Genomic DNA, 23,942 nt, shown 5'->3' with positions numbered 1-23,942 from the left:
GTGTATAAGAGACAGGGTCCGGCGGCGGTGGTCCGGCGGGGGGGGGTGCTCCGGCGGGGGTGTCGTGCGGTCACGACTCCCCGCTCAGGTGCTTCGGCCGGTCACGAACTGTCGGATGCGGAGTGTCCAGGCGACAACGAGTGACCACTCGGCGCAGGACCGACGGGGAGTCGTGACCGCTCGGCGGTGTGCGTCCGGGCATGCAGGCGCGCGTGCCGGCGGCGTGTGGCCGAAGCGGACCCAACGGGTCAGTCGGACGCGTCAGTCGGCGTCGGGCTCCGCGTCCGGCTGCTTCTTCGGGGCCTCGAGCTCGGTGGCGACGATGCGGGGCGCCTCGGACATGAAGCGTCGGACGTCCAGGTCGACGATGATGTCCTGCGGCCGGAGCGGCCGGGTGAGGAACAGCCCCTCGAGGGAGGTCAGCCGCGACAGCGCCACGTACGTCTGACCCGCGCTGAACACCCGGTTGCCGAGGTCGACCACGGCCCGGTCGTAGGTGCTGCCCTGGGACTTGTGGATGGTCACGGCCCAGGCGAGCCGGAGCGGGAACTGCTGGAACTCCCCGACGGTGTCCTTCTTGAGTTCCTTCTTGTCCGCGTCGTACGAGTACTTGAACTTCTCCCACACCGACGGCTGGACCTCGAACGACTCGCCGTCGACGTCGACCCACACCGTGTCGCGGATGGCCGTCACGATGCCCAGGGTGCCGTTCACCCAGCGCTGGTCGGCGTCATTGCGCAGGAACATCACGTGCGCGCCGGGCTTCAGCTCGAGGGCTTCGTCGGCCGGGAAGTTCCGTCCACCGAAGTCCCCGTTGACGTCGGCCTTGGCGGTCTTCACCTTGCCGGGCAGCCGTTCGAGGGCCGCCTTGTTGATCCGGGCGACCGTGTCGTTGCGGGTCGCCAGGGTGATGGCGTCGTCCGGGGCCGGGCGGGCCCCCGCGGTGTTCAGCTGCTCGGCGATGTCCGCGGTGACCCGACCGTGCCGGACGGCGGTGAGCATCGCGGCGAAGGCGTCGTCGCGCTGCCGGTGCACCGTGGCGAGCTCGATGATGTTGAGCTCGGCTTCGAGCCACACCTTGGCGTCGAAGAACCACATCGACCGGTAGTGGTCGGTGAAGTAGGCGCGCTCGTCGGCGTCGCCGGGCACCGGGGGCAGCTGGTACGGGTCGCCGAACATCACGACCTGCACCCCGCCGAACGGCTCGAACTGCCGACCGCGGGCCTTGCGGAGCGACCGGTCCATGCCGTCGAGCAGGTCGGCGTTGACCATCGAGACCTCGTCGATGACCAGGGTGTCGATCGTGTTGAGCAGCTTGCGGGTGTCCGGGCCCTGCCGCAGCTCGGCGTCGGCGATGAGCCCGATCGGCAGCCGGAACAGCGAGTGGATCGTCTGGCCGCCGACGTTGAGCGCGGCGACCCCCGTCGGGGCGCAGATGACGACCTGCTTCTCGGTGTTCCACGACAGGTGGTTGAGCAGCGTGGACTTGCCCGTGCCGGCCCGGCCGGTGATGAACACGTGGTCACGGGTGTGCTCGATGTACTCGAAGACGGCGCGCTGTTCGTCGCTCAGCTCGATGCTCATCGGGCGTCCGCTCCGGGCGAGGGTTCGAGGTCGTCGCTGCCGTCGTCGAAGTCCAGGTCGTCCTGGTCAACCCGGGAAGCGGGCTCGGCGGCGGCGGTCGGACCGGCCACAGCTGCGTCGCCGGCAGCAACTGCGTCGACGACGTCGGCCGGGTCTCCCCCGTCACGACGCAGCCGCACGAGCACCACCACGACCACGGTCACCAGGAGCAGCACCCCGGCGACGATCAGCACCAGGCCCGCCCGGGCCTGGTCGACGAGCGGATCGGGCCCCCACGTCCGGCCCATCGCGCCGAACCACGATGCCTGCAGCAGCCCGAGCGGCCCGCGCATCGCGATGCCGAGCGAGACGATGCCCGCCGCGATCACCACCGCCCCGACGATCCGGACGACGGCGGCAGCCGTGGTCGGGCGGCGGTGCCCGGCAGGGATCGGTGTGCAGAGCGTCGGGACGGCCAGCAGCCCGACCAGCAGGAACACGGCGTCGCTGACGGTACGACCGGTGGGGTCGCTCACGGACCACCGGACGGCATCGGTGGCGAAGAAGGCCCACCACAGGGCTGCCGCGAGCAGGAACGCGGGGAACGGCTGGGCCAGGTACCGCACGGACGGGTGCTCGACGATGACGTCGGTCCACTCACGCACCCCGGTGCTGTCGTCGCTGCGGGGGTGCACGGCGGCGCGGATCAGGGCGACCGGTGCCGCCGCCCACACCAGGGCGGGGACCACCAGGCCGAGCAGCACGTGGGCGCCGACGTTCGCCGAGACCAGGAACCGGTCGTACTGGTGGAGCGAGCCCGAGGTCGCGACCACCAGGGACACGATCGCAAGGGCCGCGGCGATCGAGCGTCGCGCCGGCCACCGCACGCCGCTCCGCCGCAGTCGCACGACGCCGGCCACGTACGTCGCGGCGAGCAGCACGGCGGCCATCAGCCAGAACAGGTCGATGTTCCACTGGGTCAGCCAGCCCCACGCACCGGGCGCGTGCGGCAGCAGGTCGTCCGTCAGGAGCTCCGCCGGGCTCGGGTCGGTGGTCTTGCTCAGGGCGATCTGGTCGACCGGGGTGGCGGTCCGTCCGAGTGCCGCGGCGAACCCCGACGCCACACCCATCACCGCGAGTTCGACGACGATGAGGGTCCAGAAGGGCCGCTGCCGACCGGGCGAGGTGGTCAGCGCACGGATGGCCCGACGGCGCTGCACCGCGCCGAGGACCCCGATGGCCACGATCGCGCCGATCTTCACCAAGACGAGCGTGCCGTACGGGGTGAACAGGTTCGACAGCGCTCCGACGCGGATCTGCGCCGACGCGCTGCCCGAGACGGCGACGAGCACGAAACAGCCGAGGGCGATGCTCGAGTACCGCGCCACGACCACGGCCAGCCGGTCGCCGGGCAGCACCCCGCGCAGCAGCACGAGCATGACGAGCCCACCGACCCACAGCGCCGCACCGACCAGGTGCAGCCCCAGTGCCGTCACGGCGGCGTCGTGGCTGGCGGTGCCGGCGGCGTGACCCTGCTGCGCGAGCGGGATGAGGCCGATCATCGAGACGCCGGCGGTCAGGGCGACCATGCCCCGCGAACGGACGGCGAAGCAGAGCACCGTGACGGCCGCGGCGACGAGGACGGTCACGAGCCAGGCGAGCCCGAGCTCGGTGCCGGTGAGGAAGACCCCCATCGACTGCCCGAACTGCTCGTCGATGCTGATGCGCGAACCGGCGACGCTGAGGAACGTGCAGAACGTGGCGACGGCCGACGCGACCGTCCAGACACCACTGGCCCCGGCGGCGACGTCGATCGCGCGGTTCCACTCGGGGCCGGAGCGCGAGAGGCCGACGGTCGCCAGCGCGAGCCCACCGATCGTGGTGGCCGCGGACAGGTCGACGACGAGCCGGGCGATCGGCAGCCCGAAGCGGACGACGGGCCCTGGGTCGGCGATGAGTGCGGGGTTCGCGCCCCCACCGATGACGAGTGCCGTGAGCAGCGCCACGAACCCGACGAGCAGGAGCACGGCGGGACCGGCGATGCGCGCGATCCGATTCACCCGTCAAGCCTAGGCGGTGCCCACCCGGCCGACGGACGGGGCGGGCCGATCTGTGCAAACCGGCACGGGCCTCCAGGCCAGGACCCGCGCACCACGCGCCCGCGCGCCCCGGGAACGACGAAAGGGACGGCCGAAGCCGTCCCTCCCGATGCGCGGAACAGTCTTACTTGACCGCAGCCTTGAGCTTCGAGCCGGCGCTGACCTTGACCGAGTCGCTCGCGGCGATCTCGATGGCGTCACCCGTCTGCGGGTTGCGGCCGGTGCGGGCGGCGCGGTGCGTCTTCTCGAAGGCGATCCAACCGGGGATCGTGACCTTCGTGCCGTCGGCGACGGACGACGAGACGACGCTGAAGAGCGCGTCGACGACGCCGTTGACGGTGGCCTGGCTCTGGCCGGACTCAGCGGCGACGGCAGCGACGAGCTCGGTGCGGTTCAGTGACTTGTCAGCCATGGATGTCCTCCTCGGACTTCTTGCAGTATCGGTCGGACGCACGTGTCGTCCGGCGCCCGGAGCGGGTGCCCCGTGCCACGGTGCCAGTGGGCCGAGGGCCCGGCGGAACCGGAGTTGAACCTACCAGCCGCCGGGGGTGAAAACCGCCGACTCGCCCGGATTTCCGGGGTTGCCGGGGCTCCGAGGGGGTGCTGGAGGGGCAGATGTGACGAATGACGGCTCGCATGTACCCCGTACACAGCGAACGCCCCGCCACCAGGAGGTGACGGGGCGTCGTGTACTGCGAGTGCTTACCAGGAGCTCTTCGTGATGCCGGGGAGCTCGCCGCGGTGGGCCATGTCACGGAAACGGACACGGCTGATGCCGAACTCACCGAGGTGGCCACGGGGGCGGCCGTCGATGGCGTCGCGGTTGCGGTAGCGGATGGGCGATGCGTCGCGGGGCAGCTTCTGCAGGCCCACGCGGGCGGCCTCACGCGACTCGTCGGTGCCGTTCGGGTCCACGAGGGCCTTCTTCAGCTCGAGACGACGCTCGGCGTAGCGCGCGATGATGACGGCACGCTGGTTGTTCTTCGCGATCTTGCTCTTCTTCGCCATGCTTAGCGCTCCTCACGGAAGTCGACGTGCTTGCGGATCACCGGGTCGTACTTCTTGAGCACGAGTCGGTCGGGGTTGTTCCGACGGTTCTTCTTGGTCACGTAGGTGAACCCGGTGCCCGCCGTCGAGCGGAGCTTGATGATCGGACGGATGTCCTGACCCTTTTTCGCCATCAGATCTTCTCCCCACGGGCGAGGAGATCCTTGACGACGGACTCGATGCCACGTGCGTCGATCACCTTGATGCCCTTCGCGCTGAGCGTGAGCGTGACGTTACGACGAAGCGAGGGCACGTAGTACGTCTTCTTCTGCACGTTCGGGTCGAAGCGACGCTTCGTCCGGCGGTGCGAGTGCGAGATGTTGTGACCGAAGCCGGGAACGGCGCCGGTCACCTGGCACACTGCTGCCATGGTTTCCTCCTGAGTACCGTGCGACCGGACGGCCGCACCCAAGTTCACTTGCCTGGTGCACACGCGCAGTGCCACCGGGGTGGCCGTGCGAGGGGGTTGTGTGCACCGCCCAGGTCCGCTTCCCCTGTCGAAGGAGAGCCGGACACCGCGCGACCGCGGCGTTCGCGACGGTCGGAGGGCTTGGAACAACGGGCCCGCCGCGCGGACGCGGAGAACCAGGGGTCCACGTTACGCGAGGACCGGGCGTGTCGCAAGCCGCGCCTCCAGGCCTGGAGGCCCGTGGCGGCAGACCGGACCGCTCTCGTGGCCCCGTTGGTCACCCCCACGGCGTTCGAGTGTGCAGAAGACGCCGGGTGCCGGAGGCGGACCCGACGTCTTCTGCTCACTCGACGGCGACGCGCACTCGAGGCCGCGCGCTCGGCGCTGCGCGCCTACGGCGCCTGCGTCGGCTTGGGCGCGAGCGCCTGCACCATCAGCTCCCCGAGCTGCTGCGGCGCCGTGAACATCGGCCAGTGGCCCGTCTCGAGCCCGACGATGGAGAGCTCCTCGGTCGCGACGAGCTCAGCCGCCCAGGCCTGGTGGTCCGCCACCATCGCCAGCAGCTCGGCGGCGGGGATCTCGCAGGTGATGATCGTCGCGGGGATCGTGTGCCGTGCGGGGTCGGCGTAGTGGAACCGGTCCGACGGCACCGAGGCCGGCTCGGGGATCGCCCGGTGCTCGACGTCCTGCCGGACCTCGGGCGTCATGCCCCGGACGGTGGCGGGTTCCCAGATGTCCCACGACGGCAGCGGCACGACCCCGTCGACCACGGGCAGCTCGTCGTTGACGCACCCACCCTCGGGCCCCGGGAACGTGTCGACGTAGAGCAGGTGCGCGACGAGCGACGGGCGCTGGTCGGCGGCCATGTACGCGATCGGCCCGGCACCCGAGTGTCCGGCGAGCACGACGGGTTCGTCGGCGGACGCGACGTCGTCCAGGATCGCGACCAACGCGGCGACCTGCTCGTCGAGCGTGTCGCCGTCGCGCGTGACGGCCTGCACCGAGTGCCCGGCTTCCCGGAGCACCGGGGCGACGTCGTCCCATGCGCTCGCGTCGAGCCAGAACCCGGGGACCAGGATGACGTGCATGCGGGGCAGGTTACTCGCCGGTGGAGTCCGTCGCGCGGGCTGCCGTGCAGACGGCGCACTCGCCGAAGATGTCGACGACGTGACTGGCGTTGGTGAACCCGTTGGCGGCGGCGACGTCCTGCGCCCACTGCTCCACCGGGTCCGCCTCGATCTCGACGGTCCGGCCGCAGTTCCGGCAGATCAGGTGGTGGTGGTGCGCGTCCGTCGTGCACGCCCGGTACAGCGATTCGCCGTCCTGCTGCAGCGAGTCGGCATCACCCTCGGTGGCCAGGTCGGCGAGCGCCCGGTAGACGGTGGCCAGACCGATGGTCGATCCCTCGTCCCGCAGGTGCTGGTGCAGCGCCTGCGCACTCACGAACCCCTCGGTCGAGTCGAGGGCTCCGCGCACCGCTTCGCGCTGCCACGTGTTCCGCTTGGTCTTCTGCACGGCGTTCATGCTGACACCTCTTCCTTCCGACCGGCTGTCGACGTCGTCCCTGCCTGGAGGCCCGGCTCGCCCCCGCCACGCTGGCTCCGGCCGGCGACGCGGTTGCGTCCCCGCTTGTCGCGTCGTGACCCGACGATCCGGCAGACCACCCAGATCGCGAACGAGATGGTCGTCACGTACGGGCTGATCGGCAGGCCGCCGCCCAGTGCGAGCAGGATGCCCCCGACGACCGACGTCACCGCGAACACCGTCGACAGCACCGGCACGACGACCGGGTGCGAGCTGAGGCGCAGGGCAGCGGCCGCCGGGGTGACGAGCAGGGACAGCACGAGCAACGCACCGACGATCTGCACCGACACGGCGGTGGCCAGTCCGAGCACGAGCATGAACACGATCGCGAGGGTCCGCACCGGGATCCCCGCGGCCGCAGCCACGTCGGGGTCGACCGAGGCGAACATCAGCGGGCGCCAGATGACGAGCAGCGTCGCCACGACGATCGCGGCGACCACGATCAGGAACGTCAGCTGCGGGTTGTCGACCGAGACGATCTGCCCGGTGAGCAGCCCGAACTTGTTGGCGGCCCGGCCCTTGTAGAGCGCCAGGCAGAGGATGCCGAGCCCGAGCCCGAACGGCATGAGGACGGCGATGATCGAGTTGCGTTCCCGGGCACGCGACCCGAGGAGACCGATGAGCAGAGCGGCGATGACCGACCCGACGAGCGATCCGGACACCACGTTCACCCCGAGCAGCAGCGAGGCGCTGGCCCCGGCGAACGAGAGCTCCGAGATGCCGTGCACGGCGAACGGCATGTTCCGGGCGACGACGAACGGGCCGATGAGGCCGCCGACGATGCCGAGCACCGCGCCGGCCCAGATCGAGTTCTGCACGAGCACGAGGAGCTCGCCGTAGTCCTGGAACGAGAAGACGGTCGACAGCAGGTCCATCAGATCCGCCCTTCGTCGGGCTGGTCGGCGTGCGGGTCGACCTCGCCCGGGTGGTGCTCGTGGGCCTCGTTGGCCCCGACGATGACGATGCGTCCCATGGTGCGGACGACGTCGACGGGCGTGCCGTACAGGTCGCTCAGGACGTCGGCACGCAGGACCTCGTCCGGGGAACCGATCCGGAACCGACCCCCGGCGATGTACAGCACCCGGTCGACGACGTCGAGGATCGGGTTCACGTCGTGCGTCACGAACAGCACGGCGGCCTCGCGCTGCCGGCGCTCGCGGTCGATGAGCTCGGTGATCCCGCGCTGGTGCCGCAGGTCGAGCGAGATGAGGGGTTCGTCGCACAGCAGCAGGGCGGGGTCGGCGGCGATGGCCTGCCCGACGCGGGTGCGCTGCTGCTCGCCGCCGGAGAGCTCGGCGACGGGGGCGTCCGCGAAGGCGGTGGCGCCGACCTCGTCGAGGACCCGGTCGATGCGCATCCGGTCGGCCTTCGACGCCCGTCGGATCCCCCACCGGTGCCCGGTCACGCCCTGGGCGATCATGTCCCGCGCGCGCAGGGGCGTCCCCGCCTCCATCAGGCGCTGCTGCGGGATGTAGCCGATCTTCCGGTGGCCGCGGTGCACCGGCTGCCCGAGGAACGACATCGTGCCGCTCGTGAGCCGCTGCTGCCCGAGGACGGTGCGGAGCAGTGAGGTCTTGCCGGCGCCGTTCGGGCCGAGGACCGCGACGAACTCCCCCGGCGCGAGGTCGAGGTCGAGGCCTGCCCAGAGCTTCCGGGCGCCGTAGGACAACCCGGCGTCGCGGAGCGCGAGGACCGGACGAGCCGCAGCCCGGTCGTCCACCGTGGTGGTCGCCGGGCTGGGGGTCGCCGCTGCTGCGGTCGAGGTCGTCACTTCTGGAGCGCTGCCTTCACCGCGTCGATGTTCGCCTGCTGCCACGAGACGTAATCCTGCCCCTTGGGGAGCGTCTCCGTGACACCGACGACGGGGATGTCGTTCTGCTCGGCCGCCTTCTGGACCTGCTCGGTCTCGGGGCTGGACGCCTGGTTGTTGTAGGCGAGCAGCTGCACGCGCTTGCCGGTGAACAGCGCGAGGGTGTCGCGGAGGGCCGCCGGCGGGACGTCGTCGCCTTCCTCGATGGCCTCGGAGAAGTCCGGCGGGGTCTCGTTCTCGAGCCCCATCGCGTCGAACAGGTACCCGGGCACCGGCTCGGTGTACGCCACCTTGTCGCCGGAGTCCTGCTTCTTGACGGCGTCGGTCTGGGACTCGAGGTCCTCGAGCTTGGTGGTGAGCGTGGCGGCGTTCTTCTCGAAGGCGTCCTTGCCGCTCTCGTCGAGCGCGCTGAGGTCCTTCGTGACCGCCTCGACCAGCTTCACCATCGTCGGGTAGCTGTAGAAGACGTGCTCGTTGAACTCGGCGCTGCCTCCCTTGTCGAGGCCGGAGAGCTTCACGACGTTGATCGTGTCCGCCTTGGTGTCCGAGGCGTTCGCGAGCGTCGTCATGAAGTCGTCGTACCCGCCACCGTTCTCGATGAGCAGGTCGGCCTTGGACACGGAGAGCTGCGTGCGGGCGCTCGACTCGAACGAGTGCGGGTCCTGCGACGGGTCGCTCAGGATGCTCGTCACGGTGACGGCGTCGCCACCGATGGTCTTGACGATCGAGCCGTAGACGTTGGTGGAGGCGACGACGTTGACCGTGCCGTCACCGCTGGCCTCCCCCGAGGCGGACGAGGTGGCGCACCCGGTCAGGGCGAGCGCGGCGGCGCCGGCGACGAGTGGGAGGGCGAGGAGGCGGTTGTGCATGGCACGACGCTAACGCCTACTGATAACGATTGTCAAAACCGCTATGAGGGCTCTCAGCGCGACCGGGAGACGGACGGGAGGCCCGGTGCCAGCTGGCACCGGGCCTCCCGTCATGGAGACGCTCGCGTCTACGGCTTGGTGGCCGCGTCGATCGTGTTCTCGGCGATCGTGTCCTCTTCACGGCCGGGCGTGCGGAGGTTCCACTTCTTGATCACGAAACTGAACAGGAAGTAGTACACGACCGCGTAGCCGAGGCCGATCGGGATGAGCCAGATCGCCCCGTCCGCCTTGCCGAAGTTCAGCACGTAGTCGATCGCGCCGGCCGAGAACGAGAACCCGTCGTGGATCCCGAGGGCGTTCACCAGGGCGAGCGAGGTGCCCGTGAGCACCGCGTGGATGATGTACAGCGGGAACGCGACGAACATGAACGAGTACTCGAGCGGCTCGGTGATGCCCGTGACGAACGAGGTCAGTGCGGCGGAGATCATGATGCCGCCGACGAGCTTGCGGTTCTGCGGCTTGGCGTTGCGCCAGATCGCGAGGGCACCGGCGGGCAGCGCGAACATCATGATCGGGAAGAAGCCGGTCTGGAAGATGCCCGCGGTCGGGTCGCCCGCGAGGAAGCGAGGGATGTCACCGTGGACGAGGTCGCCGGCCGCGTTGGTGAAGCTGCCGAGCTGGAACCACGGGAAGAAGTTGAGCAGCTGGTGCAGCCCGATCGGGATGAGCATGCGGTTCGCGAAGCCGAAGATGCCGCCGCCGATCACGGCGTTGTCGGCGACGGCGGTGCCGGCCGCGGTCAGTGCGATGTCGAAGTAGCGGTAGACGAACGACATCGCGACGGCGATGACGAGACCCGCAGCGGCCGTCAGGATCGGAACCAGGCGGCGACCGGAGAAGAACCCGAGGAAGTCGGGCATCTTCGTGCGGTGGAACTTCTCCCACATGACCGCGGAGACGAGCCCCATCACGATGCCGCCGAGCACCCCGTAGTTGATCGTGGCCTGCTCGCCATTGGCGTTCTTGACCCCGGCGAGGACGACCGGCGACATCACTGCGAACACCTCGTACATGACCATGTAGCCGACGACCGCAGCGAGCGCGGTGGTGCCGTCGGACTTCTTCGCCCAGCCGATCGCGATGCCCACCGCGAACAGCAGCGGGAGCCACGTGAAGATCGCCTGGCCGGCAGCTGAGATGACTCCGGCGCCGGTCTCGAAGCCGGGGATCGCGCCGAGGAGGTCCGGCTGACCGATGCGGTTCAGGATGCCCGCCGCCGGCATGACCGCGATCGGCAGGAGCAGGCTCCGTCCGAGGCGCTGGGCCTGTGCGAACAGCCGTGACTGCTTCTTCGGCTTCTTCTTCTCCGGCACATCCGTGGCAGTGGTGGCGCTCATCGGAGGTCCTCTCGTCATTGGGTGGAGCTGTCGGGGTGAGTTGAGTCGTGCAGCCAGCGCAGGTAACCTCGGCGGTGTCGCCAGGTCCGGTCCTGTCCGGTCATGACCAGTTCCGTAGTCTGATCCGAGAGCGGTCCGGTGTCAACCTGCGACGCAAACCCTTAACGAGGAGGAAACGATGGCCGACATCAAGGCAGCCGACATCATCGCCGCACTCGGCGGTGCCGATAACATCGAAGAGGTCGAGGGCTGCATCACGCGCCTCCGCGTCGAGGTCGAGGACGGGGACCTGGTCGACAAGGCAGCCCTGCAGGCAGCCGGGGCCCAGGCGGTCATCGGTGGCGGCACCGGCTGGCAGGTCATCGTCGGAACGGTCGCCGACAACCTCGCCCAGGACATCCAGGACGAACTGTGACCGTCGTCCGCACCCCGTTCGGCGGCCCGGTCGTTGCCCTCGCCGACGTGCCCGACCCGGTGTTCGCCGGGCAGCTCGTCGGCGCCGGCGTCGCGGTCGACCCGACGGGCGTCGAGGGTGCGGTCACCGCGGTGGCCCCGGTCGACGGCACCATCGTCAAGCTGCACCCGCACGCGTTCGCCCTGCAGGGCGCCGCGGGCACCGACGTCCTGGTGCACGTCGGCATCGACACCGTGAAGCTCTCCGGCGAGGGCTTCGAGCTCCTCGCGACCGAGGGCGACACCGTCACCGCCGGTGACCCCGTCGTCCGGTTCACCCCCTCGGTCATCTCGGCCGCCGGGTACTCGCCGATCTGCCCGGTCGTCGTGCTCGGTTCGACGCCGGACAGCGTCGACCAGGGGACGGTCGGCACCACGGTGCTCGACGGCGACACCCTCTTCGAGGTCTAGGCCACTTCCCCTTCGAGAGCGACTGTGCACTGCGGAACACCCGCGGCGCACAGTCGCTTTCGCGTTGCTGGCCGGACTACGCGACCGCGGGGGTCGCGGTGACCTCCATCTGCACGCGGTAGCGGTCCGAGCGGTACCAGCTGCGGGTGTGCTCCACGGGTCGTTCCCCCGCGTACGACACCCGGTCGAACTCGAGCACCGGCGCTCCGGTCTTCGTCCCGAGCAGCGTCGCGACGTCGTCGGCCGCCGGGTTCGCCGCGACGGTCTGCTGCGCGCGGTCGATCGGGGTGCCGTACTCCGTGGCGATGATCGAGTACACCGACCCCGACAGGTCGTGGTCGAGCAGACCCGGGAACGCGTCGGCCACGAGCCAGGCGTCGTCGATCGACACCGGGGCACCATCGGCCATCCGCAGGCGCTTCACATGGAAGGCCGGCACGTCCGGGTCGATCCGCAAGGCTGCGGCGGTGTCGGCCGGCGGTACCCGCTCTTCGCGCACGAGCACCACGGTGGTCGGTTCGTGCCCCATCGCCCGCATCTCCTCGGTGAACGAGGCGAGGTGCAGCGTCGACTGCACGGGCCGGTGCGCGACGAAGGTGCCCTTGCCGCGGACGCGCTCCAGGTAGCCCTCGTTCACCAGCTGCCCGAGGGCTTCACGCACGGTGATCCGCGAGACGCCGTACTCGGCGATGAGCTGCCGTTCGGACGGGATCGCAGCACCGGGAGCCAGTCGCGTGGTGACGAGGTCGAGCAGGATGCGCCGCAGCTGCTGGTGCTTCGGTTCGGCACCCTCGGTGATGCGGCTCGTCATGCGTCCCTCGTGCTCCGTTGCTGGTCCTGGGCGGTGGTCATGCGCGGACATGACCAGTTCCCATCACAGTAGCGAGTCAGGCCGGGAAGACCAACGTCGGGCGTCTCGGTCTCTGTGGAACATGTATTCCAGATTCTTGACATCAGTGCTACGCCGCTGCCACGATCGGTCGAGCCTCATCGGGGGGGCACATGGGAGGAAACAGTCATGCACAAGTCCAGAACGAAGATGCTCGTCGGCCTCGGTCTCACCGTCGGCCTGATCACGGGCACTGCGACGGCGGCATCAGCTGCGCAGTTCGAGGTCATGGGATCAGGGTCGGAAGCCGGCGGAGTGGCCGTCGCTGCTTCCGGCGCAAGTGCGAGCGGTGAGACCAGGGGCATCGGTACCGACAACGACGGCGGGGGCGGGAGCTTCTGGCAGTGGGGCGTCGGCAAGGACGACACCTGGTCGAACTACTTCCGCGAGAAGCGGTGCCACGGCGCGACCGCGGTCGGCAAGAAGTCGAAGCGCGTCACGAACGTGCCAGGCGGCCGGTACGCGATGGCGATGACACCGAAGGCGCGCAGCGGCAACAAGGCGTACTACCACAACTGCTGAGACCGGGAGCGGGCAGTCCCGAGCAGCCGTCCGCTCCGGCTCACGCTCGCCGCAAGGGGGACCATGAACATCCGATCGGTGACGCTCGCGTACTTCGTCCCGCCCCTCCTGGCTGCCGTCCTGGGCTTCATCGGCCTGGTGCAGGTCAGCGAAGCCGGCATCGTGGGCGCCTCGTCCGTGGTGACCGCTGCCGCCGGTGCTGAGACCCGATCGAACCAGCGGGTCGCGATCGCACTCGAGCGGGTCGCCGAGGCCGAGCACGCGACGATCGCCCGGGTGGTGGCGGACCGCGAAGCTCCGACGACGCGCCGCGTGGCGCTCGTCACCGACGCTCCCTCAAGCCGCGGTGCCGGCTGGCTCCTCGACGGGTACGAGGACTTCACGAGGTCGATGGCCACCACCGTCCGTCCGATGTCGGAACTCGACCAGTTCGACCCGACCGGCTCGTACTCGGTCTTCGGGGACGACGACGCTCGGCGAGCCGTCGTGAGCGCACTGACAGACGCCGGGTACGAGGTCAGCGTGGAGCGCGTGCCGCTCCTGCAACGCATCGGCGTCACCGACGGCTTGGATCAGACCCTGGCCCTGGTCGGAGCACTCGTCTCGGGATGCGTGGCGCTCTGCCTGATGACGACCGTCGGGGCCCCTCGCCGCAGCGCAGTCCGCCGACTGCACGGAGACACCACAGCCGCCATCGTCGTCCAGGAGCTGGCTGAGCTCCGGACCGCCGTGCTCGTCACCGCCATCGGAGCACCCGTCGCCGCCATCGGGCTCTGGTTCTACAACGGGCTCGCTTCGGCACCGACCCTCGCCGCAGCGATCTCAGTGTTCCACGTGGGGCTGCTCGTTCCGGTCGTCGTCGCGCACACGATCGGCACGGTGGTCGCGTGTCGACAGCCGTTGGCTGGCGCACTTCGGGGCGCTCGACCAGCGGGCGCGCTCCTGCTCGTCGCACAGATCGCACGGGTGCCCGCGCTGCTGTTGCTCGTCGCGGCCGTCTTCGAACTGACCGGGGCGGTGACCACCGCGCGACAGGGAACGGCAGAACGGGATCTTCGGGCGGCCGGCGAAACCGTCCAGCTCTGGGTCACCCCGGATCCCCGCCCGGTCGAGGAGCAGGCCTACTGGGACCGCATCGGTGACTTCGCCGGCGGGGCACTCGAGCGGCGTGATGCATTCCTCGCCGCTGCGGTCGAGGTGTCGAGTGGCCGAGGGAAGTCGATGGTTCCTGCGCTCGTCGTCGACCAGGGCTACCTCGCCCTGCAGGACGTCCGTTCCGAGGACGGGGCACGCATCACCACCGACGGCGCGGAGATCGCCGTGTGGATGCCTGCCGACAGTGACCTCTCCCGCGAGCGGCTCGTCGAGGGTCTGACCGACTGGCAGTTGCGGGATGCACCCGACGCCCTCCTTGAGCACGTCACCGGCGGCACGCTGGCCCGCCAGCAGGTCTACTCGTACCCGGACGACGCGTCGTCGCGCGCGTGGCTCGACGATGCCGTGATCGTGGTCGTCCCCACGCCGGTCGACGTCTTCTCGGCCGATGAACTCGGATCGTGGTTGTCGACCGGAGACGTCGTCTTCACGTCCCGTGCTGCCGCCGAGCGGTCGATCGGCGCGTCGGGGCTCCGCGACGAGTTCAGCGCGGTCGTCGCGGTGGGTCAGTCTGCGGCGGAACAGGCACGGCACGCAGCGACGACCGTGGCGATCGGGACGGGCACCCTGGTCAGCACCCTCGCTGTCAGCGTCATGCTCGGGATGGTCGCCACGATCGCGCACCGACGCCGTCACGGCCGTGCGCTGTTCGCGAAGTTCACCAGTGGCGTCTCGCCCGTCCGCACCGATGCTGGCCTGCTGGTAATCGAAGCCGGTCTGGTCTCGATCTCCGTCGTCGCCGTCGTCAACACCTGGTGGTCGCAACGCCCGGACGGGAGCGGTCTCAGATCGTCACTCGACCCGGTCGCGCAGTCGGCCGGAGTCGCCGGGGCGCTCGCGCTCGTGACGCTCGCGGCGGTGAGCGCCACGAGCCTCGTCGTCATGGCCGTCACGGCACGGAGCACTGCACGCAACCGAGGGAACGGATCACGATGATCGAGGTACGGAACGCATCGAAGCGTCGTGGAGGCCGTGCACTGTGGCACGACCTGACGTTCGAGGTGGCAGGCGGAGAGATCGTCGGCTTGGTCGGGCCGAGCGGCTGCGGGAAGTCGACGCTGCTCGACTGTGTCGGGCACGTCGATGCGCTCGACGGCGGCACGATCCGGATCAACGGAGAGTCGGCGGGCTCGAACGAGCGGCGGGCACGACTGATCCGGCGGCGCCACCTCGGGTACCTGTTCCAGGACTTCGGGTTGGTACCCGACATGACGGTCCAGTCGAACGTCGACGTGGTTCGCCTGCCGGACGGACGGCGGAGACACCGAGGCATCCGGACGGGCGAGGCCCTCGACCGTGTCGGTCTGGCTGGACGCGGAACGGACCGCGTCCACGAACTCAGCGGCGGCGAGCAGCAACGCGTCGCGATGGCGCGGCTCCTGGTGAAGCGTCCGTCGGTCATCCTCGCCGATGAACCGACGAGTGCCCTCGACGACGACAACGCGGCGATGGTGCTCGACCTACTGGGCGAGCTGGCGGCTGGCGGAGCGGCCGTCCTGATCGCGACACACTCGTCATCGGTCGAAGCGCGCGCCGCACGGAGCATCACGCTCAGCGGACCCGCTGGCTGACGGGTCAGGCGTTGGCGACGAGCCAGGCGAACTGCTCGTCGGAGAGCAGCCGATCGGTCCAGACCTGCCCCTCGACGCCGGCGGCCGCACGGTTCTGCGCGGCGGGAGCCCCCTGCCACACCAGCGACAGCCCGGCACGACGCAGCACGGCTGCAGAAGCAGGGTTGTTCGTGAGCACCCGGCCGGTCACCGGGACGTCCGGAGCGGTGTCGGCGGCGGCACGCACGGCAGCGAGAGCGATCTCGGACGCGAAGCCCTGCCCCCATGCCGCGGGCGCCAGGCGGTAGCCGAGGTTCCAGACCCCACCGGCGGTCATGTCGACCCCGCCCACGCCGACGAAGGCGTGGTCGGAGGCGCTCCGGACTGCCCAGGATCCGAGGCCGTGGCGTGCACGCCCGCCGATCTTGCGCTGCACCATGTCCACGCTCGAACTCCGCGCCACGTGCCGACCCGTGGGCAGGTGCTGCCACGTGCGGGCGTCCGAGAAGAGCGTGTGCACGTCGTCGATGTCGGCCGGGGTCAGCGGGGTGAGGAGGAGGCGATCCGTTCGGATCTCCTGCGAGGGGGTCAGGAGCTGGTGGACCATGCACCGATCATGCCGCCGACCCCCGACATCCGTGTGAACACCACGCGACGTTTGCGGAAGCCCGCAGATGGTGAGCAGGAATGGTCGAGTGGCTCGAAGCAACCCGACCACTTCTGCTCACGAAGCGGAACGACCGACGCTAGTCGAGCAGGAGCGCGGGCTCCTCGAGCACCGAGGCGACGTCGTGCACGAAGCGGGACGCCACGTCACCGTCGACGACACGGTGGTCGAACGACGCACCGATGGTGGTCACCATGCGCGAGCGGACCTCGCCGTCGACGACCCACGGCTTCGGCTTGATCGTGCCCATGGCGACGATCGCGACCTCTCCCGGGTTGAGGATCGGGGTCCCCGTGTCCATGCCGAACACCCCGATGTTCGTGATCGACACCGTGCCGTTCGCCATCTGCTTCGGCGTGGTCTTGCCGTCGCGGGCGGTCAGGGTGAGTTCCTCGAGCGCCTGCGCCAGCTCGAGCAGCGACATGTCCTGCGCGTCCTTGATGTTCGGCACGATGAGCCCGCGCGGGGTCGCCGCGGCGATGCCGAGGTTCACGAAGTGGTGGACGATGATCTCGCGGTCGGTCCAGGTCGAGTTCACCGAGCGGTTCCGGCGGACGGCCCAGATGACGGCCTTCGCAACGATGAGCAGCGGCGAGACCTTGACGCCGGCGAACGTCGGCGAGGCCTTGAGGCGCTTGACGAACTCCATCGTGTGGGTCGCGTCGACGTCGACGAACAGCGACACGTGCGGTGCCGTGAACGCGGACGTGGTCATCGCGGTGGCGATGGCCTTGCGGACGCCCTTGACCGGGATCGTCTCGCTGCGGACCTCACCCCACTCCGGCGTCTCGATGTTCCGGAAGACGCTGGCCTGCTTCGCGTGCCGGATGACGTCGTCGCGGGTGACCTCGCCGGCCAGACCGGTCGCGACGATCTCGGTCAGTTCGACGCCGAGGTCCTTCGCGAGCTTCCGGATCGGCGGCTTCGCCAGCACGTTGGTCGCGGTGCTCTGCTTGTGCGCGGAGCCCGTCCCGAGGGCGCTGATCGCCTCGGCGGTGCTCTCCTCGCCCGGGTCGACGGAGGCTTCCGCCGCCGCGGCGGTGTCCACACTGGAGGCGCGGCTCGCCTCGGCCGCGAGCGCTGCGGCCCGGCGGGCGCCCGGCTTGCGACGGGAGGGCGACGAGGTCGCCGAGCCGTAGCCGACGAGGACGGCACCGGAGGACTCGTCGGTGCCCTGGACGGTCGCGTCGACGGCGACCGGCTGGACCGGCGCCGCCGGCGCGGCGGCAGGGGCAGGTGCTGCCGGTGCGGGGGCAGCGGCGCGTGTCGGCACCGCCGCGGGAGCGGGAGGGGTCTGCGCGACCGGAGCCGACGGGGCGGCAGCGGTCGGAGGGGTGGACGCGACAACGGGCGAGACCGGGGCGGTCTGGGCGACGGGCGCCGCGCCTCCAGGCTGTTCCGCAGGCGGTGTGAGGGCCGCACCGGAGGCGACCGACGCGTCCGAGTCGACGCGGATGATCGGCTTGCCCACCTCGACCGTGTCCCCCTCGGAAACGAGCAGACCCGTGACGGTGCCGGCGAACGGCGACGGCAGCTCGACGAGCGACTTCGCGGTCTCGATCTCGACGAGCACCTGGTCGACGGCGATCTCGTCCCCGATCGCGACGCGCCACTGCACGATCTCGGCCTCGGTGAGACCTTCACCCACGTCGGGCAGGGGGAATTCGGCGGCGGCCACTACGGCTCCTTCGCGGATCTGGTCGTGCTCGGTCGGACGGGTCAGTAGGCGAGGGCGCGGTCGACGGCCTCGAGGATGCGGTCGGCGTCCGGCAGGTGCAGGTGCTCGAGCTTCGACACCGGGAACGGCACGTCGAAGCCGGAGACCCGCAGCGGCGGTGCCTGCATCGTGTAGAACGCCCGCTCGGCGACGGTCGCGGCGATCTCGCTACCGACACTGACGAAGCCGGAGGCCTCTTGTGCGATGACCAGGCGACCGGTCTTGCGGACGGAGGCGAGCAGCGGCTCCCAGTCGATCGGCGAGATCGAGCGGAGGTCGATGACCTCGCAGCTGGTGCCCTCGGCCTCGGCGATGTCCGCCGCCTGCATCAGGGTGGCGACCATGGCGCCGTGCCCGACCAGGGTGACCTCGGTGCCGGTGCGGGCGACGCGGGTGGTGTGCATCGGGACGTGGCCGTCGACCAGGTCCACCTGGCCCTTGGGCCAGTAGCGGGACTTCGGCTCGAGGAAGACCACCGGGTCCTTCGACGCGATGGCCTCCTGGATCATCCAGTAGGCGTCGTTCGGGGTGCTCGGGCTGACGACCCGCAGGCCCGGGGTGTGCGCGAAGTACGCCTCGGGGGACTCCTGGTGGTGCTCCACGGCGCCGATGTGGCCGCCGTAGGGGATGCGGATGACGACGGGCAGCGACATGTGTGCCGGCAGGCGGTTCGCCATCTTCGCGAGCTGCGAGGTGATCTGGTCGAAGCCGGGCCACACGAAGCCGTCGAACTGGATCTCGACGACCGGGCGGTAGCCGCGCAGGGCGAGGCCGATCGCGGTGCCGATGATGCCGGCCTCGGCGAGCGGGGTGTCCCGCACGCGCTCGGCGCCGAAGCGGTCCTGCAGGCCCTCGGTGATGCGGAAGACGCCGCCCAGCTGGCCGATGTCCTCGCCCATCAGCAGGACCTTGTCGTCCGCTTCCATGGCCGCGGCGAGCCCGGCGTTGAGGGCCTTGGCCATCGGCAGGGTCGGGGTGGGGTCGCTCGGGACCTCGCCGGCGCCCGGGTGGGAGCGCAGGGTGTAGTCGAAGAGCTGCTCGGTGGTGCTCATGCGTGGGCGCCCCCTTCGAAGCCGGCCTCGTACTGGGCGAGCCAGGCCTTCTGCTCGGTGATCCGCGGGTGCGGTTCGCGGTACACGTTGTCGAACATGACGTCGACGGACGGTGCGGTCAGGGCGACGGTGCGGCGTCGGACGTCGGCGGCGATGTCCTCGCCCTCTTCGTCGAACGCGGCGAACTGCTCGTCCGTCGCACCCTTCGAGCGCAGGTACGCCTCGGACCGGACGATCGGGTCGCGGAGGACCCACTCCTCGAGCTCGCCGTCGGCGCGGTACCGGCTCGGGTCGTCGGAGCTGGTGTGCGCACCGATGCGGTATGTGTCGGCCTCGATGAAGGCCGGGCCCTGGCCGCTGCGGGCGTGCTCGGTCGCGACGACCGAGGCCGTGTAGGACGCGAGGATGTCGTTGCCGTCGATCAGGACGCTCGGGATCCCGAAGCCGCGCGGGCGGTCGACGAGCGGCGTCGGGGACTGCACCGACACCGGCACCGAGATGGCCCAGTGGTTGTTCTGCAGGAAGAAGACGACCGGCGCCTTGGTCGACGCGGAGAACACGAAGGCCTCGTTCACGTCGCCCTGGCTGGTGGCGCCGTCGCCGAAGTAGACGATCGAGCAGGCGTCGCGGTCCGGGTCGCCCGTGCCGACGTCGCCGTCGAGCTTCTGGCCGAGCGCGTACCCGGTGGCGTGCAGGGTCTGCGAGCCGATCACCAGCGTGGAGATGTGCGTGTTGCCACGCTGGTCCGGGTCCCACCCGCCGTGGGTCTGCCCGCGGTACATCGCGATGATCTCCATCGGCTCGACGCCGCGGTGCATCGTGACGGCGTGCTCGCGGTAGGACGGGAACACGTGGTCCTGGGCGCGCAGGGCGAAGGCCGAGCCGGTCTGTGCCGCCTCCTGCCCGTGGCTGGGCACCCACAGGCCGAGCTGGCCGGTGCGCTGGAGGTTGTGGCCGGCGTGGTCGAACCGACGGGTGAGCACCATGCGGCGGTGCATCGCCAGCAGGGTCTCGTCGGGGATCGCCCGCGCGGCGGCGGCGAACTCGGCGTTCTCGTCGGTCTCCACGAACCGCCCCTCGGGGTCGAGGAGCCGGACGGTGGTCGTCGCGGGAGCCGCGGCGCGGAATGACATGCGGGCCAGCGTAGCGCCAGGCACTAGTCGGCCACCTGGAGGTCCCCCACAAGTGAGCGGGCTGTTTGGAGGAGCGTTTCCACAGCTTCGTGCTCGCCGATCGAGATGCGGATGCCCTCTGGCGGGAAGGCCCGGACGATGATGCCGGCGTCCTCGAACGCGGCCGCCGCGGTCGCCGTCCGCTCGCCCGTCGGCAGCCAGAGGAAGTTGCCCTGGGCGTCGGGGACGTCCCAGCCCTGGGCCCGGAGCTCGACGACGATCCGGTCGCGCAGGGTGGCGATCTCGGTCACGCGTCCGAGCAGTTCGGCCTCGCGTTCCAGGCTGGCGAGCGCCGCCGCCTGGCCCTGGGCGGTCACGGACAGCGGGATGGCGCAGGCGCGGACGGCGTCGAGCACGTAGTCCGGACCGAGCGCGTAGCCCACCCGGAGGCCGGCGAGCCCGTACGCCTTCGAGAAGGTGCGGAGGACCACGAGGTTGGGGTGCGCGGTGAGCAGCGGGTGGCCGTGCACGGCGGCCTCGTCGGTCACGAACTCGGCGTATGCCTCGTCGAGCACGACCAGCACCGACTGCGGCACCGCGGCCATGAACGCGTCGAACTCCGCGGCGGTCACGATCGGCCCCGTCGGGTTGTTCGGCGAGCAGACGAGCACCATGCGGGTGCGTTCGGTGACGGCCGCGGCCATCGCGTCGAGGTCGTGCCCGCCGTCGGCGCGGTTCGGCACCTGCACGCTGGTGGCGCCGGCGACCGTGACGACGCCCGGGTACGCCTCGAACGAGCGCCACGCGTAGACGATCTCGTCGCCGGGGCCCGAGGTCGCGCGGGCGAGTTCGTGCAGGATCGCGACACTGCCCGGGGCGACGTGCACCTGCTCGGCGGTCAGCCCGAAGCGGTTGGCCAGCACGGCGCGCAGGGCGAGGGCGGTGGCGTCGGGGTAGCGGTTGTACGAGGTCTGGGCCTGCACGGCCTCGACGACCCCGGGGAGCGGCGGGAACGGGTTCTCGTTGCTCGACAGCTTGAAGGCGGAGTCGGACGCCTGTCGCCCCTGCTTGTACGCGGGGAGGACGGCCACCTCGGGCCGGATGTGCACACGCTGCTCGCTCACGGGTCCAGGCTACCGGCAGGCCCACGGCACCCACGAGGGGAACGAGGGCATCATGGGCGCATGCGATTCCTCGTCCGCCTCGTCGTCAACGCCCTCGCGCTCTGGCTCACCACGCTCATCGTCAGCGGCGTCTCCGTGACGCCGTTCGGTGACGGCGGGACCACTGCGACCGTCCTCACCTTCCTGCTCGTGGCGTTCGTGTTCGGTCTCGTGAACGCGGTGATCGGCACGCTCATCCGGATCGTGGCGTTCCCGCTCTACATCCTCACGCTCGGGCTCATCTCGTTCGTCGTGAACGCGATCCTGCTGCTCATCGTCGCGGGGATCTCGGAGGCGTTCGGCTTCGGGCTCGAGGTCGACTCCTTCGGCTGGGGCATCGTCGGTGCCTTCGTGCTCGCGGTCTTCGCCTGGCTGATCGGGCTCTTCGCCCGCCCGGTGCTCAACCGCCAGCGGGCGTGACCCCGGCGGACCTCGCGGAGGACCCCGCCCTGCGTCATGATGTGCTCATGACCCAGGACGTCGACGCCCCGTTCCGCGTCTCGTTCGTCTGCAGCGGCAACATCTGCCGCTCCCCCATGGCCGGTGTCGTGTTCGCGCAGATCGCCGCGGACGCCGGACTCGCCGACCGGTTCCAGGTGGAGTCGGCCGGCACCGGTGACTGGCACGTCGGCGAACCCGCCGACGAGCGCACGATCGCAGCGCTGGCGGCGCGCGGATACGATGGCAGCAGGCATCGCGCCCGTCAGTTCGACCCGGACCGGTTCCCGGACCTCGACCTGGTGGTCGCACTCGACCGCTCCCACGAGCGCATCCTGCGTTCGTGGGCCCCGACGATGGACGACTCCGCCAAGGTGACGCTCCTGTTGCGGTACGACGCCGCCTGGCCCCAGCAGACCGACGTGCCGGACCCGTACTACGCGGACCGGCACGAGTTCGACCGAGTGCTCTCGACCGTCGAACGGGCCTGCCGGGCGCTCTTCCACCAGCTCGAGCCGGCAGTCCGTCAGGGAGCCCCATGACCCCCCTTCCCCCGCAGCCGATCAGCCCGCTCGACGGGCGCTACTACCCGATCGTGCACACGGTGGGCGAGCACCTCTCCGAGGCCGGCCTCAACCGCGCGCGCATCGTGGTCGAGGTCGAGTGGCTCATCTTCCTGACCGACCACGCGATGTTCACCACCTCGCCGCTCAGCGTCGACGACAAGGCAGCACTGCGCCGGATCGTCGAGACCTTCGGCCAGGACCAGATCGCGGAGCTCGCCGAGATCGAGGCGACGACCCGTCACGACGTCAAGGCTGTGGAGTACTTCGTGCGCCGCCGGCTGTCCGAGCTCGGGCTCGACGCGATCGCCGAACTCACCCACTTCGCTGCCACGAGCGAGGACGTCAACAACCTGTCCTACGCACTCACCGTGCGGGACACCGTCGACCAGGTCTGGCTGCCCGGCTTCCGTGCCGTGCTCGAGAAGCTCCGGACGCTCGCCGTCGAGCTGAAGAGCGTGCCGATGCTCTCGCACACCCACGGTCAGCCGGCCACCCCGACGACGCTCGGCAAGGAGCTCGCGGTCGTCGTCTACCGGCTCGAGCGCGTGCTCGCCCAGATCGAGGGCGGCGAGTACCTCGGCAAGTTCTCCGGCGCGACCGGCACCTTCTCAGCACACCTCGCCGCCGACCCCGAGGCCGACTGGCCCGCGCTGTCCCGCGAGTTCGTCGAGGGCCTCGGCCTGACGTGGAACCCGCTCACCACGCAGATCGAGTCGCACGACTGGCAGGCCGAGCTGTACGACCGGGTACGTCACGCCAACCGGATCCTGCACAACCTGGCCACCGACGTGTGGACCTACATCTCGATGGGGTACTTCACGCAGATCCCCGTGGCGGGTGCCACCGGGTCGTCGACGATGCCGCACAAGATCAACCCGATCAAGTTCGAGAACGCCGAGGCGAACCTCGAGATCTCGTCGGCGCTCTTCTCGACGCTGTCCGAGACCCTCGTGACCAGCCGACTGCAGCGAGACCTGACCGACTCCACCACGCAGCGGAACATCGGCGTCGCGTTCGGGCACTCACTGCTCGCGCTCGACAACCTGCGCCGCGGACTGGGCGAGATCGCCGTGAACGAGGTCAAGCTCGCCGACGACCTCGACCACAACTGGGAGGTCCTCGCCGAGGCGATCCAGACGGTCATCCGTGCCGAGGTCACCGCCGGGCAGTCGAACATCGAGGACCCCTACGCGATGCTCAAGGAGCTCACGCGGGGCAAGCGGGTGAGCCAGCAGGACCTCATCGTGTTCGTGAACCGTCTGGACATCTCCGACGGCGCGAAGGCCCGGCTGACCAACCTGACGCCGGCGACCTACACGGGCCTGGCGGACGAGCTGGTCGACCACCTCGACGTCTGAGCACGACGGACCGGCGGCCGGACGGTCGTCGGTCCGTCATCGGATCCGCGTCCGGGGGGTGCGGAATCCTGAGCGGTTCGATAGGTTCGTATCGCTGAGTACATCTCAGCA

General features: G+C 70.1%; 26 protein-coding genes. 8 read left to right on the top strand and 18 right to left on the bottom strand.

Features of this window, described 5'->3' with window-relative positions; genetic code table 11:
- Positions 1 to 261: 261 nt before the first annotated feature.
- The 12 genes from DEJ05_RS14200 to DEJ05_RS14145 all read right to left on the bottom strand — a co-directional run bounded on the left by DEJ05_RS14200 (position 262) and on the right by DEJ05_RS14145 (position 10,778).
- On the bottom strand, positions 262 to 1,584 hold the full coding sequence (locus DEJ05_RS14200; RefSeq protein WP_111030936.1) for an ATP-dependent RecD-like DNA helicase: 1,323 nt from the start codon (positions 1,582 to 1,584) through the stop codon (positions 262 to 264).
- The gene (locus tag DEJ05_RS14195) at positions 1,581 to 3,623 is read right to left on the bottom strand and encodes a cytochrome c oxidase assembly protein (RefSeq protein WP_111030934.1); all 2,043 of its coding nucleotides are present in this window, start codon (positions 3,621 to 3,623) and stop codon (positions 1,581 to 1,583) included. The genes DEJ05_RS14200 and DEJ05_RS14195 overlap by 4 nt, the downstream gene beginning before the upstream one ends.
- A 163-nt stretch (positions 3,624 to 3,786) precedes the next feature.
- The gene (locus tag DEJ05_RS14190; RefSeq protein ID WP_017886454.1) at positions 3,787 to 4,074 is read right to left on the bottom strand and encodes an HU family DNA-binding protein; all 288 of its coding nucleotides are present in this window, start codon (positions 4,072 to 4,074) and stop codon (positions 3,787 to 3,789) included.
- A 290-nt stretch (positions 4,075 to 4,364) separates the two neighbouring features.
- A complete protein-coding gene (rpsN, locus tag DEJ05_RS14185; protein ID WP_017886455.1) occupies positions 4,365 to 4,670 on the bottom strand; it encodes a 30S ribosomal protein S14 in 306 nt (101 codons plus the stop codon).
- Positions 4,671 to 4,672: 2 nt separating this feature from the next.
- On the bottom strand, positions 4,673 to 4,843 hold the full coding sequence (gene rpmG / locus DEJ05_RS14180; protein ID WP_017886456.1) for a 50S ribosomal protein L33: 171 nt from the start codon (positions 4,841 to 4,843) through the stop codon (positions 4,673 to 4,675).
- Positions 4,843 to 5,079 carry a 50S ribosomal protein L28 gene (rpmB, locus tag DEJ05_RS14175; RefSeq protein ID WP_027464952.1) on the bottom strand — a complete coding sequence of 79 codons (237 nt, stop codon included), beginning with the start codon at positions 5,077 to 5,079 and terminating at the stop codon, positions 4,843 to 4,845. Before rpmB ends, rpmG begins: the two co-directional genes overlap by 1 nt.
- 431 nt (positions 5,080 to 5,510) lie before the next feature.
- The gene (locus DEJ05_RS14170) at positions 5,511 to 6,206 is read right to left on the bottom strand and encodes an alpha/beta fold hydrolase (RefSeq protein ID WP_071246243.1); all 696 of its coding nucleotides are present in this window, start codon (positions 6,204 to 6,206) and stop codon (positions 5,511 to 5,513) included.
- A 10-nt stretch (positions 6,207 to 6,216) separates the two neighbouring features.
- The gene (locus DEJ05_RS14165) at positions 6,217 to 6,642 is read right to left on the bottom strand and encodes a Fur family transcriptional regulator (protein ID WP_111030932.1); all 426 of its coding nucleotides are present in this window, start codon (positions 6,640 to 6,642) and stop codon (positions 6,217 to 6,219) included.
- Positions 6,639 to 7,577: a metal ABC transporter permease gene (locus DEJ05_RS14160; RefSeq protein ID WP_111110725.1), complete on the bottom strand. Its 939-nt coding sequence runs from the start codon at positions 7,575 to 7,577 to the stop codon at positions 6,639 to 6,641. The genes DEJ05_RS14165 and DEJ05_RS14160 overlap by 4 nt, the downstream gene beginning before the upstream one ends.
- On the bottom strand, positions 7,577 to 8,422 hold the full coding sequence (locus DEJ05_RS14155; protein ID WP_051596603.1) for a metal ABC transporter ATP-binding protein: 846 nt from the start codon (positions 8,420 to 8,422) through the stop codon (positions 7,577 to 7,579). The genes DEJ05_RS14160 and DEJ05_RS14155 overlap by 1 nt, the downstream gene beginning before the upstream one ends.
- A gap of 47 nt (positions 8,423 to 8,469) precedes the next feature.
- Complete coding sequence (locus DEJ05_RS14150; protein ID WP_111039737.1) at positions 8,470 to 9,381, bottom strand: metal ABC transporter solute-binding protein, Zn/Mn family; 912 nt, start codon at positions 9,379 to 9,381, stop codon at positions 8,470 to 8,472.
- 128 nt (positions 9,382 to 9,509) lie between these two features.
- On the bottom strand, positions 9,510 to 10,778 hold the full coding sequence (locus DEJ05_RS14145; protein ID WP_111030930.1) for a PTS transporter subunit EIIC: 1,269 nt from the start codon (positions 10,776 to 10,778) through the stop codon (positions 9,510 to 9,512).
- Positions 10,779 to 10,956: 178 nt separating this feature from the next.
- Between DEJ05_RS14145 and DEJ05_RS14140 the strand changes: the two genes are divergently transcribed.
- A complete protein-coding gene (locus tag DEJ05_RS14140; protein ID WP_111085371.1) occupies positions 10,957 to 11,193 on the top strand; it encodes a PTS transporter subunit EIIB in 237 nt (78 codons plus the stop codon).
- The gene (locus DEJ05_RS14135; protein WP_071404905.1) at positions 11,190 to 11,642 is read left to right on the top strand and encodes a glucose PTS transporter subunit IIA; all 453 of its coding nucleotides are present in this window, start codon (positions 11,190 to 11,192) and stop codon (positions 11,640 to 11,642) included. Before DEJ05_RS14140 ends, DEJ05_RS14135 begins: the two co-directional genes overlap by 4 nt.
- A gap of 76 nt (positions 11,643 to 11,718) precedes the next feature.
- Here DEJ05_RS14135 and DEJ05_RS14130 read toward each other — a convergent pair whose 3' ends face one another.
- Complete coding sequence (locus DEJ05_RS14130) at positions 11,719 to 12,453, bottom strand: GntR family transcriptional regulator (protein ID WP_017886466.1); 735 nt, start codon at positions 12,451 to 12,453, stop codon at positions 11,719 to 11,721.
- Positions 12,454 to 12,660: 207 nt separating this feature from the next.
- Between DEJ05_RS14130 and DEJ05_RS14125 the strand changes: the two genes are divergently transcribed.
- The 3 genes from DEJ05_RS14125 to DEJ05_RS14115 all read left to right on the top strand — a co-directional run bounded on the left by DEJ05_RS14125 (position 12,661) and on the right by DEJ05_RS14115 (position 15,779).
- Positions 12,661 to 13,053: a lactococcin 972 family bacteriocin gene (locus DEJ05_RS14125; protein ID WP_111088534.1), complete on the top strand. Its 393-nt coding sequence runs from the start codon at positions 12,661 to 12,663 to the stop codon at positions 13,051 to 13,053.
- A gap of 63 nt (positions 13,054 to 13,116) precedes the next feature.
- A complete protein-coding gene (locus DEJ05_RS14120) occupies positions 13,117 to 15,144 on the top strand; it encodes a hypothetical protein (protein WP_111110724.1) in 2,028 nt (675 codons plus the stop codon).
- Positions 15,141 to 15,779 (top strand): ABC transporter ATP-binding protein, encoded by a 639-nt coding sequence (locus DEJ05_RS14115; RefSeq protein ID WP_111104993.1) that lies wholly within the window; start codon positions 15,141 to 15,143, stop codon positions 15,777 to 15,779. Before DEJ05_RS14120 ends, DEJ05_RS14115 begins: the two co-directional genes overlap by 4 nt.
- A gap of 4 nt (positions 15,780 to 15,783) precedes the next feature.
- On the opposite strand, the gene DEJ05_RS14110 is transcribed toward DEJ05_RS14115, so the two are convergent.
- The 5 genes from DEJ05_RS14110 to DEJ05_RS14090 form a co-directional block, all read right to left on the bottom strand.
- On the bottom strand, positions 15,784 to 16,365 hold the full coding sequence (locus DEJ05_RS14110) for a GNAT family N-acetyltransferase (RefSeq protein ID WP_111053910.1): 582 nt from the start codon (positions 16,363 to 16,365) through the stop codon (positions 15,784 to 15,786).
- Between the two features lie 139 nt (positions 16,366 to 16,504).
- Positions 16,505 to 18,103 (bottom strand): dihydrolipoamide acetyltransferase family protein, encoded by a 1,599-nt coding sequence (locus DEJ05_RS14105; protein WP_111110723.1) that lies wholly within the window; start codon positions 18,101 to 18,103, stop codon positions 16,505 to 16,507.
- A 41-nt stretch (positions 18,104 to 18,144) separates the two neighbouring features.
- Positions 18,145 to 19,104, bottom strand: coding sequence for an alpha-ketoacid dehydrogenase subunit beta (locus DEJ05_RS14100; protein ID WP_110864996.1), 960 nt, complete (start codon positions 19,102 to 19,104; stop codon positions 18,145 to 18,147).
- Between the two features lie 86 nt (positions 19,105 to 19,190).
- The gene (locus DEJ05_RS14095; protein ID WP_071404900.1) at positions 19,191 to 20,327 is read right to left on the bottom strand and encodes a thiamine pyrophosphate-dependent dehydrogenase E1 component subunit alpha; all 1,137 of its coding nucleotides are present in this window, start codon (positions 20,325 to 20,327) and stop codon (positions 19,191 to 19,193) included.
- A 23-nt stretch (positions 20,328 to 20,350) separates the two neighbouring features.
- Entirely contained in the window at positions 20,351 to 21,430 is a 1,080-nt protein-coding gene (locus DEJ05_RS14090) for a histidinol-phosphate transaminase (protein ID WP_111110722.1), read from the bottom strand.
- A gap of 60 nt (positions 21,431 to 21,490) precedes the next feature.
- Here DEJ05_RS14090 and DEJ05_RS14085 point away from each other — a divergent pair, with 60 nt between their 5' ends.
- The 3 genes from DEJ05_RS14085 to purB are packed head-to-tail and all read left to right on the top strand — an operon-like array spanning position 21,491 to position 23,831.
- Positions 21,491 to 21,889, top strand: coding sequence for a phage holin family protein (locus tag DEJ05_RS14085; RefSeq protein ID WP_071404898.1), 399 nt, complete (start codon positions 21,491 to 21,493; stop codon positions 21,887 to 21,889).
- Between the two features lie 47 nt (positions 21,890 to 21,936).
- A complete protein-coding gene (locus DEJ05_RS14080; protein ID WP_111110721.1) occupies positions 21,937 to 22,449 on the top strand; it encodes a low molecular weight protein-tyrosine-phosphatase in 513 nt (170 codons plus the stop codon).
- Positions 22,446 to 23,831, top strand: a complete 1,386-nt coding sequence (gene purB / locus DEJ05_RS14075; RefSeq protein WP_111094300.1) for an adenylosuccinate lyase — start codon at positions 22,446 to 22,448, stop codon at positions 23,829 to 23,831. Before DEJ05_RS14080 ends, purB begins: the two co-directional genes overlap by 4 nt.
- The last annotated feature ends 111 nt before the right edge of the window (positions 23,832 to 23,942 follow it).

The sequence above is a fragment of the Curtobacterium sp. MCLR17_045 genome (assembly GCF_003234405.1).
In the GTDB taxonomy this organism is placed as follows: domain Bacteria; phylum Actinomycetota; class Actinomycetes; order Actinomycetales; family Microbacteriaceae; genus Curtobacterium; species Curtobacterium flaccumfaciens.
Note: the sequence above shows the minus strand (reverse complement) of the source record. Positions and strands in the feature narration are given on the sequence as shown.

What these genes read in the sequence shown, in the direction of transcription:
- DEJ05_RS14170 (WP_071246243.1), bottom strand. Translation starts at nt 6,206, where the DNA reads ATGCACGTCATCCTGGTCCCCGGGTTCTGGCTCGACGCGAGCGCATGG.
- DEJ05_RS14165 (WP_111030932.1), bottom strand. Translation starts at nt 6,642, where the DNA reads ATGAACGCCGTGCAGAAGACCAAGCGGAACACGTGGCAGCGCGAAGCG.
- rpmB (WP_027464952.1), bottom strand. Translation starts at nt 5,079, where the DNA reads ATGGCAGCAGTGTGCCAGGTGACCGGCGCCGTTCCCGGCTTCGGTCAC.
- DEJ05_RS14100 (WP_110864996.1), bottom strand. Translation starts at nt 19,104, where the DNA reads ATGGCCAAGGCCCTCAACGCCGGGCTCGCCGCGGCCATGGAAGCGGAC.
- rpmG (WP_017886456.1), bottom strand. Translation starts at nt 4,843, where the DNA reads ATGGCGAAAAAGGGTCAGGACATCCGTCCGATCATCAAGCTCCGCTCG.
- DEJ05_RS14150 (WP_111039737.1), bottom strand. Translation starts at nt 9,381, where the DNA reads ATGCACAACCGCCTCCTCGCCCTCCCACTCGTCGCCGGCGCCGCCGCG.
- DEJ05_RS14115 (WP_111104993.1), top strand. Translation starts at nt 15,141, where the DNA reads ATGATCGAGGTACGGAACGCATCGAAGCGTCGTGGAGGCCGTGCACTG.
- DEJ05_RS14085 (WP_071404898.1), top strand. Translation starts at nt 21,491, where the DNA reads ATGCGATTCCTCGTCCGCCTCGTCGTCAACGCCCTCGCGCTCTGGCTC.
- DEJ05_RS14080 (WP_111110721.1), top strand. Translation starts at nt 21,937, where the DNA reads ATGACCCAGGACGTCGACGCCCCGTTCCGCGTCTCGTTCGTCTGCAGC.
- DEJ05_RS14120 (WP_111110724.1), top strand. Translation starts at nt 13,117, where the DNA reads ATGAACATCCGATCGGTGACGCTCGCGTACTTCGTCCCGCCCCTCCTG.
- DEJ05_RS14125 (WP_111088534.1), top strand. Translation starts at nt 12,661, where the DNA reads ATGCACAAGTCCAGAACGAAGATGCTCGTCGGCCTCGGTCTCACCGTC.
- DEJ05_RS14130 (WP_017886466.1), bottom strand. Translation starts at nt 12,453, where the DNA reads ATGACGAGCCGCATCACCGAGGGTGCCGAACCGAAGCACCAGCAGCTG.
- DEJ05_RS14145 (WP_111030930.1), bottom strand. Translation starts at nt 10,778, where the DNA reads ATGAGCGCCACCACTGCCACGGATGTGCCGGAGAAGAAGAAGCCGAAG.
- DEJ05_RS14110 (WP_111053910.1), bottom strand. Translation starts at nt 16,365, where the DNA reads ATGGTCCACCAGCTCCTGACCCCCTCGCAGGAGATCCGAACGGATCGC.
- purB (WP_111094300.1), top strand. Translation starts at nt 22,446, where the DNA reads ATGACCCCCCTTCCCCCGCAGCCGATCAGCCCGCTCGACGGGCGCTAC.
- DEJ05_RS14160 (WP_111110725.1), bottom strand. Translation starts at nt 7,577, where the DNA reads ATGGACCTGCTGTCGACCGTCTTCTCGTTCCAGGACTACGGCGAGCTC.
- DEJ05_RS14140 (WP_111085371.1), top strand. Translation starts at nt 10,957, where the DNA reads ATGGCCGACATCAAGGCAGCCGACATCATCGCCGCACTCGGCGGTGCC.
- rpsN (WP_017886455.1), bottom strand. Translation starts at nt 4,670, where the DNA reads ATGGCGAAGAAGAGCAAGATCGCGAAGAACAACCAGCGTGCCGTCATC.
- DEJ05_RS14200 (WP_111030936.1), bottom strand. Translation starts at nt 1,584, where the DNA reads ATGAGCATCGAGCTGAGCGACGAACAGCGCGCCGTCTTCGAGTACATC.
- DEJ05_RS14095 (WP_071404900.1), bottom strand. Translation starts at nt 20,327, where the DNA reads ATGTCATTCCGCGCCGCGGCTCCCGCGACGACCACCGTCCGGCTCCTC.
- DEJ05_RS14190 (WP_017886454.1), bottom strand. Translation starts at nt 4,074, where the DNA reads ATGGCTGACAAGTCACTGAACCGCACCGAGCTCGTCGCTGCCGTCGCC.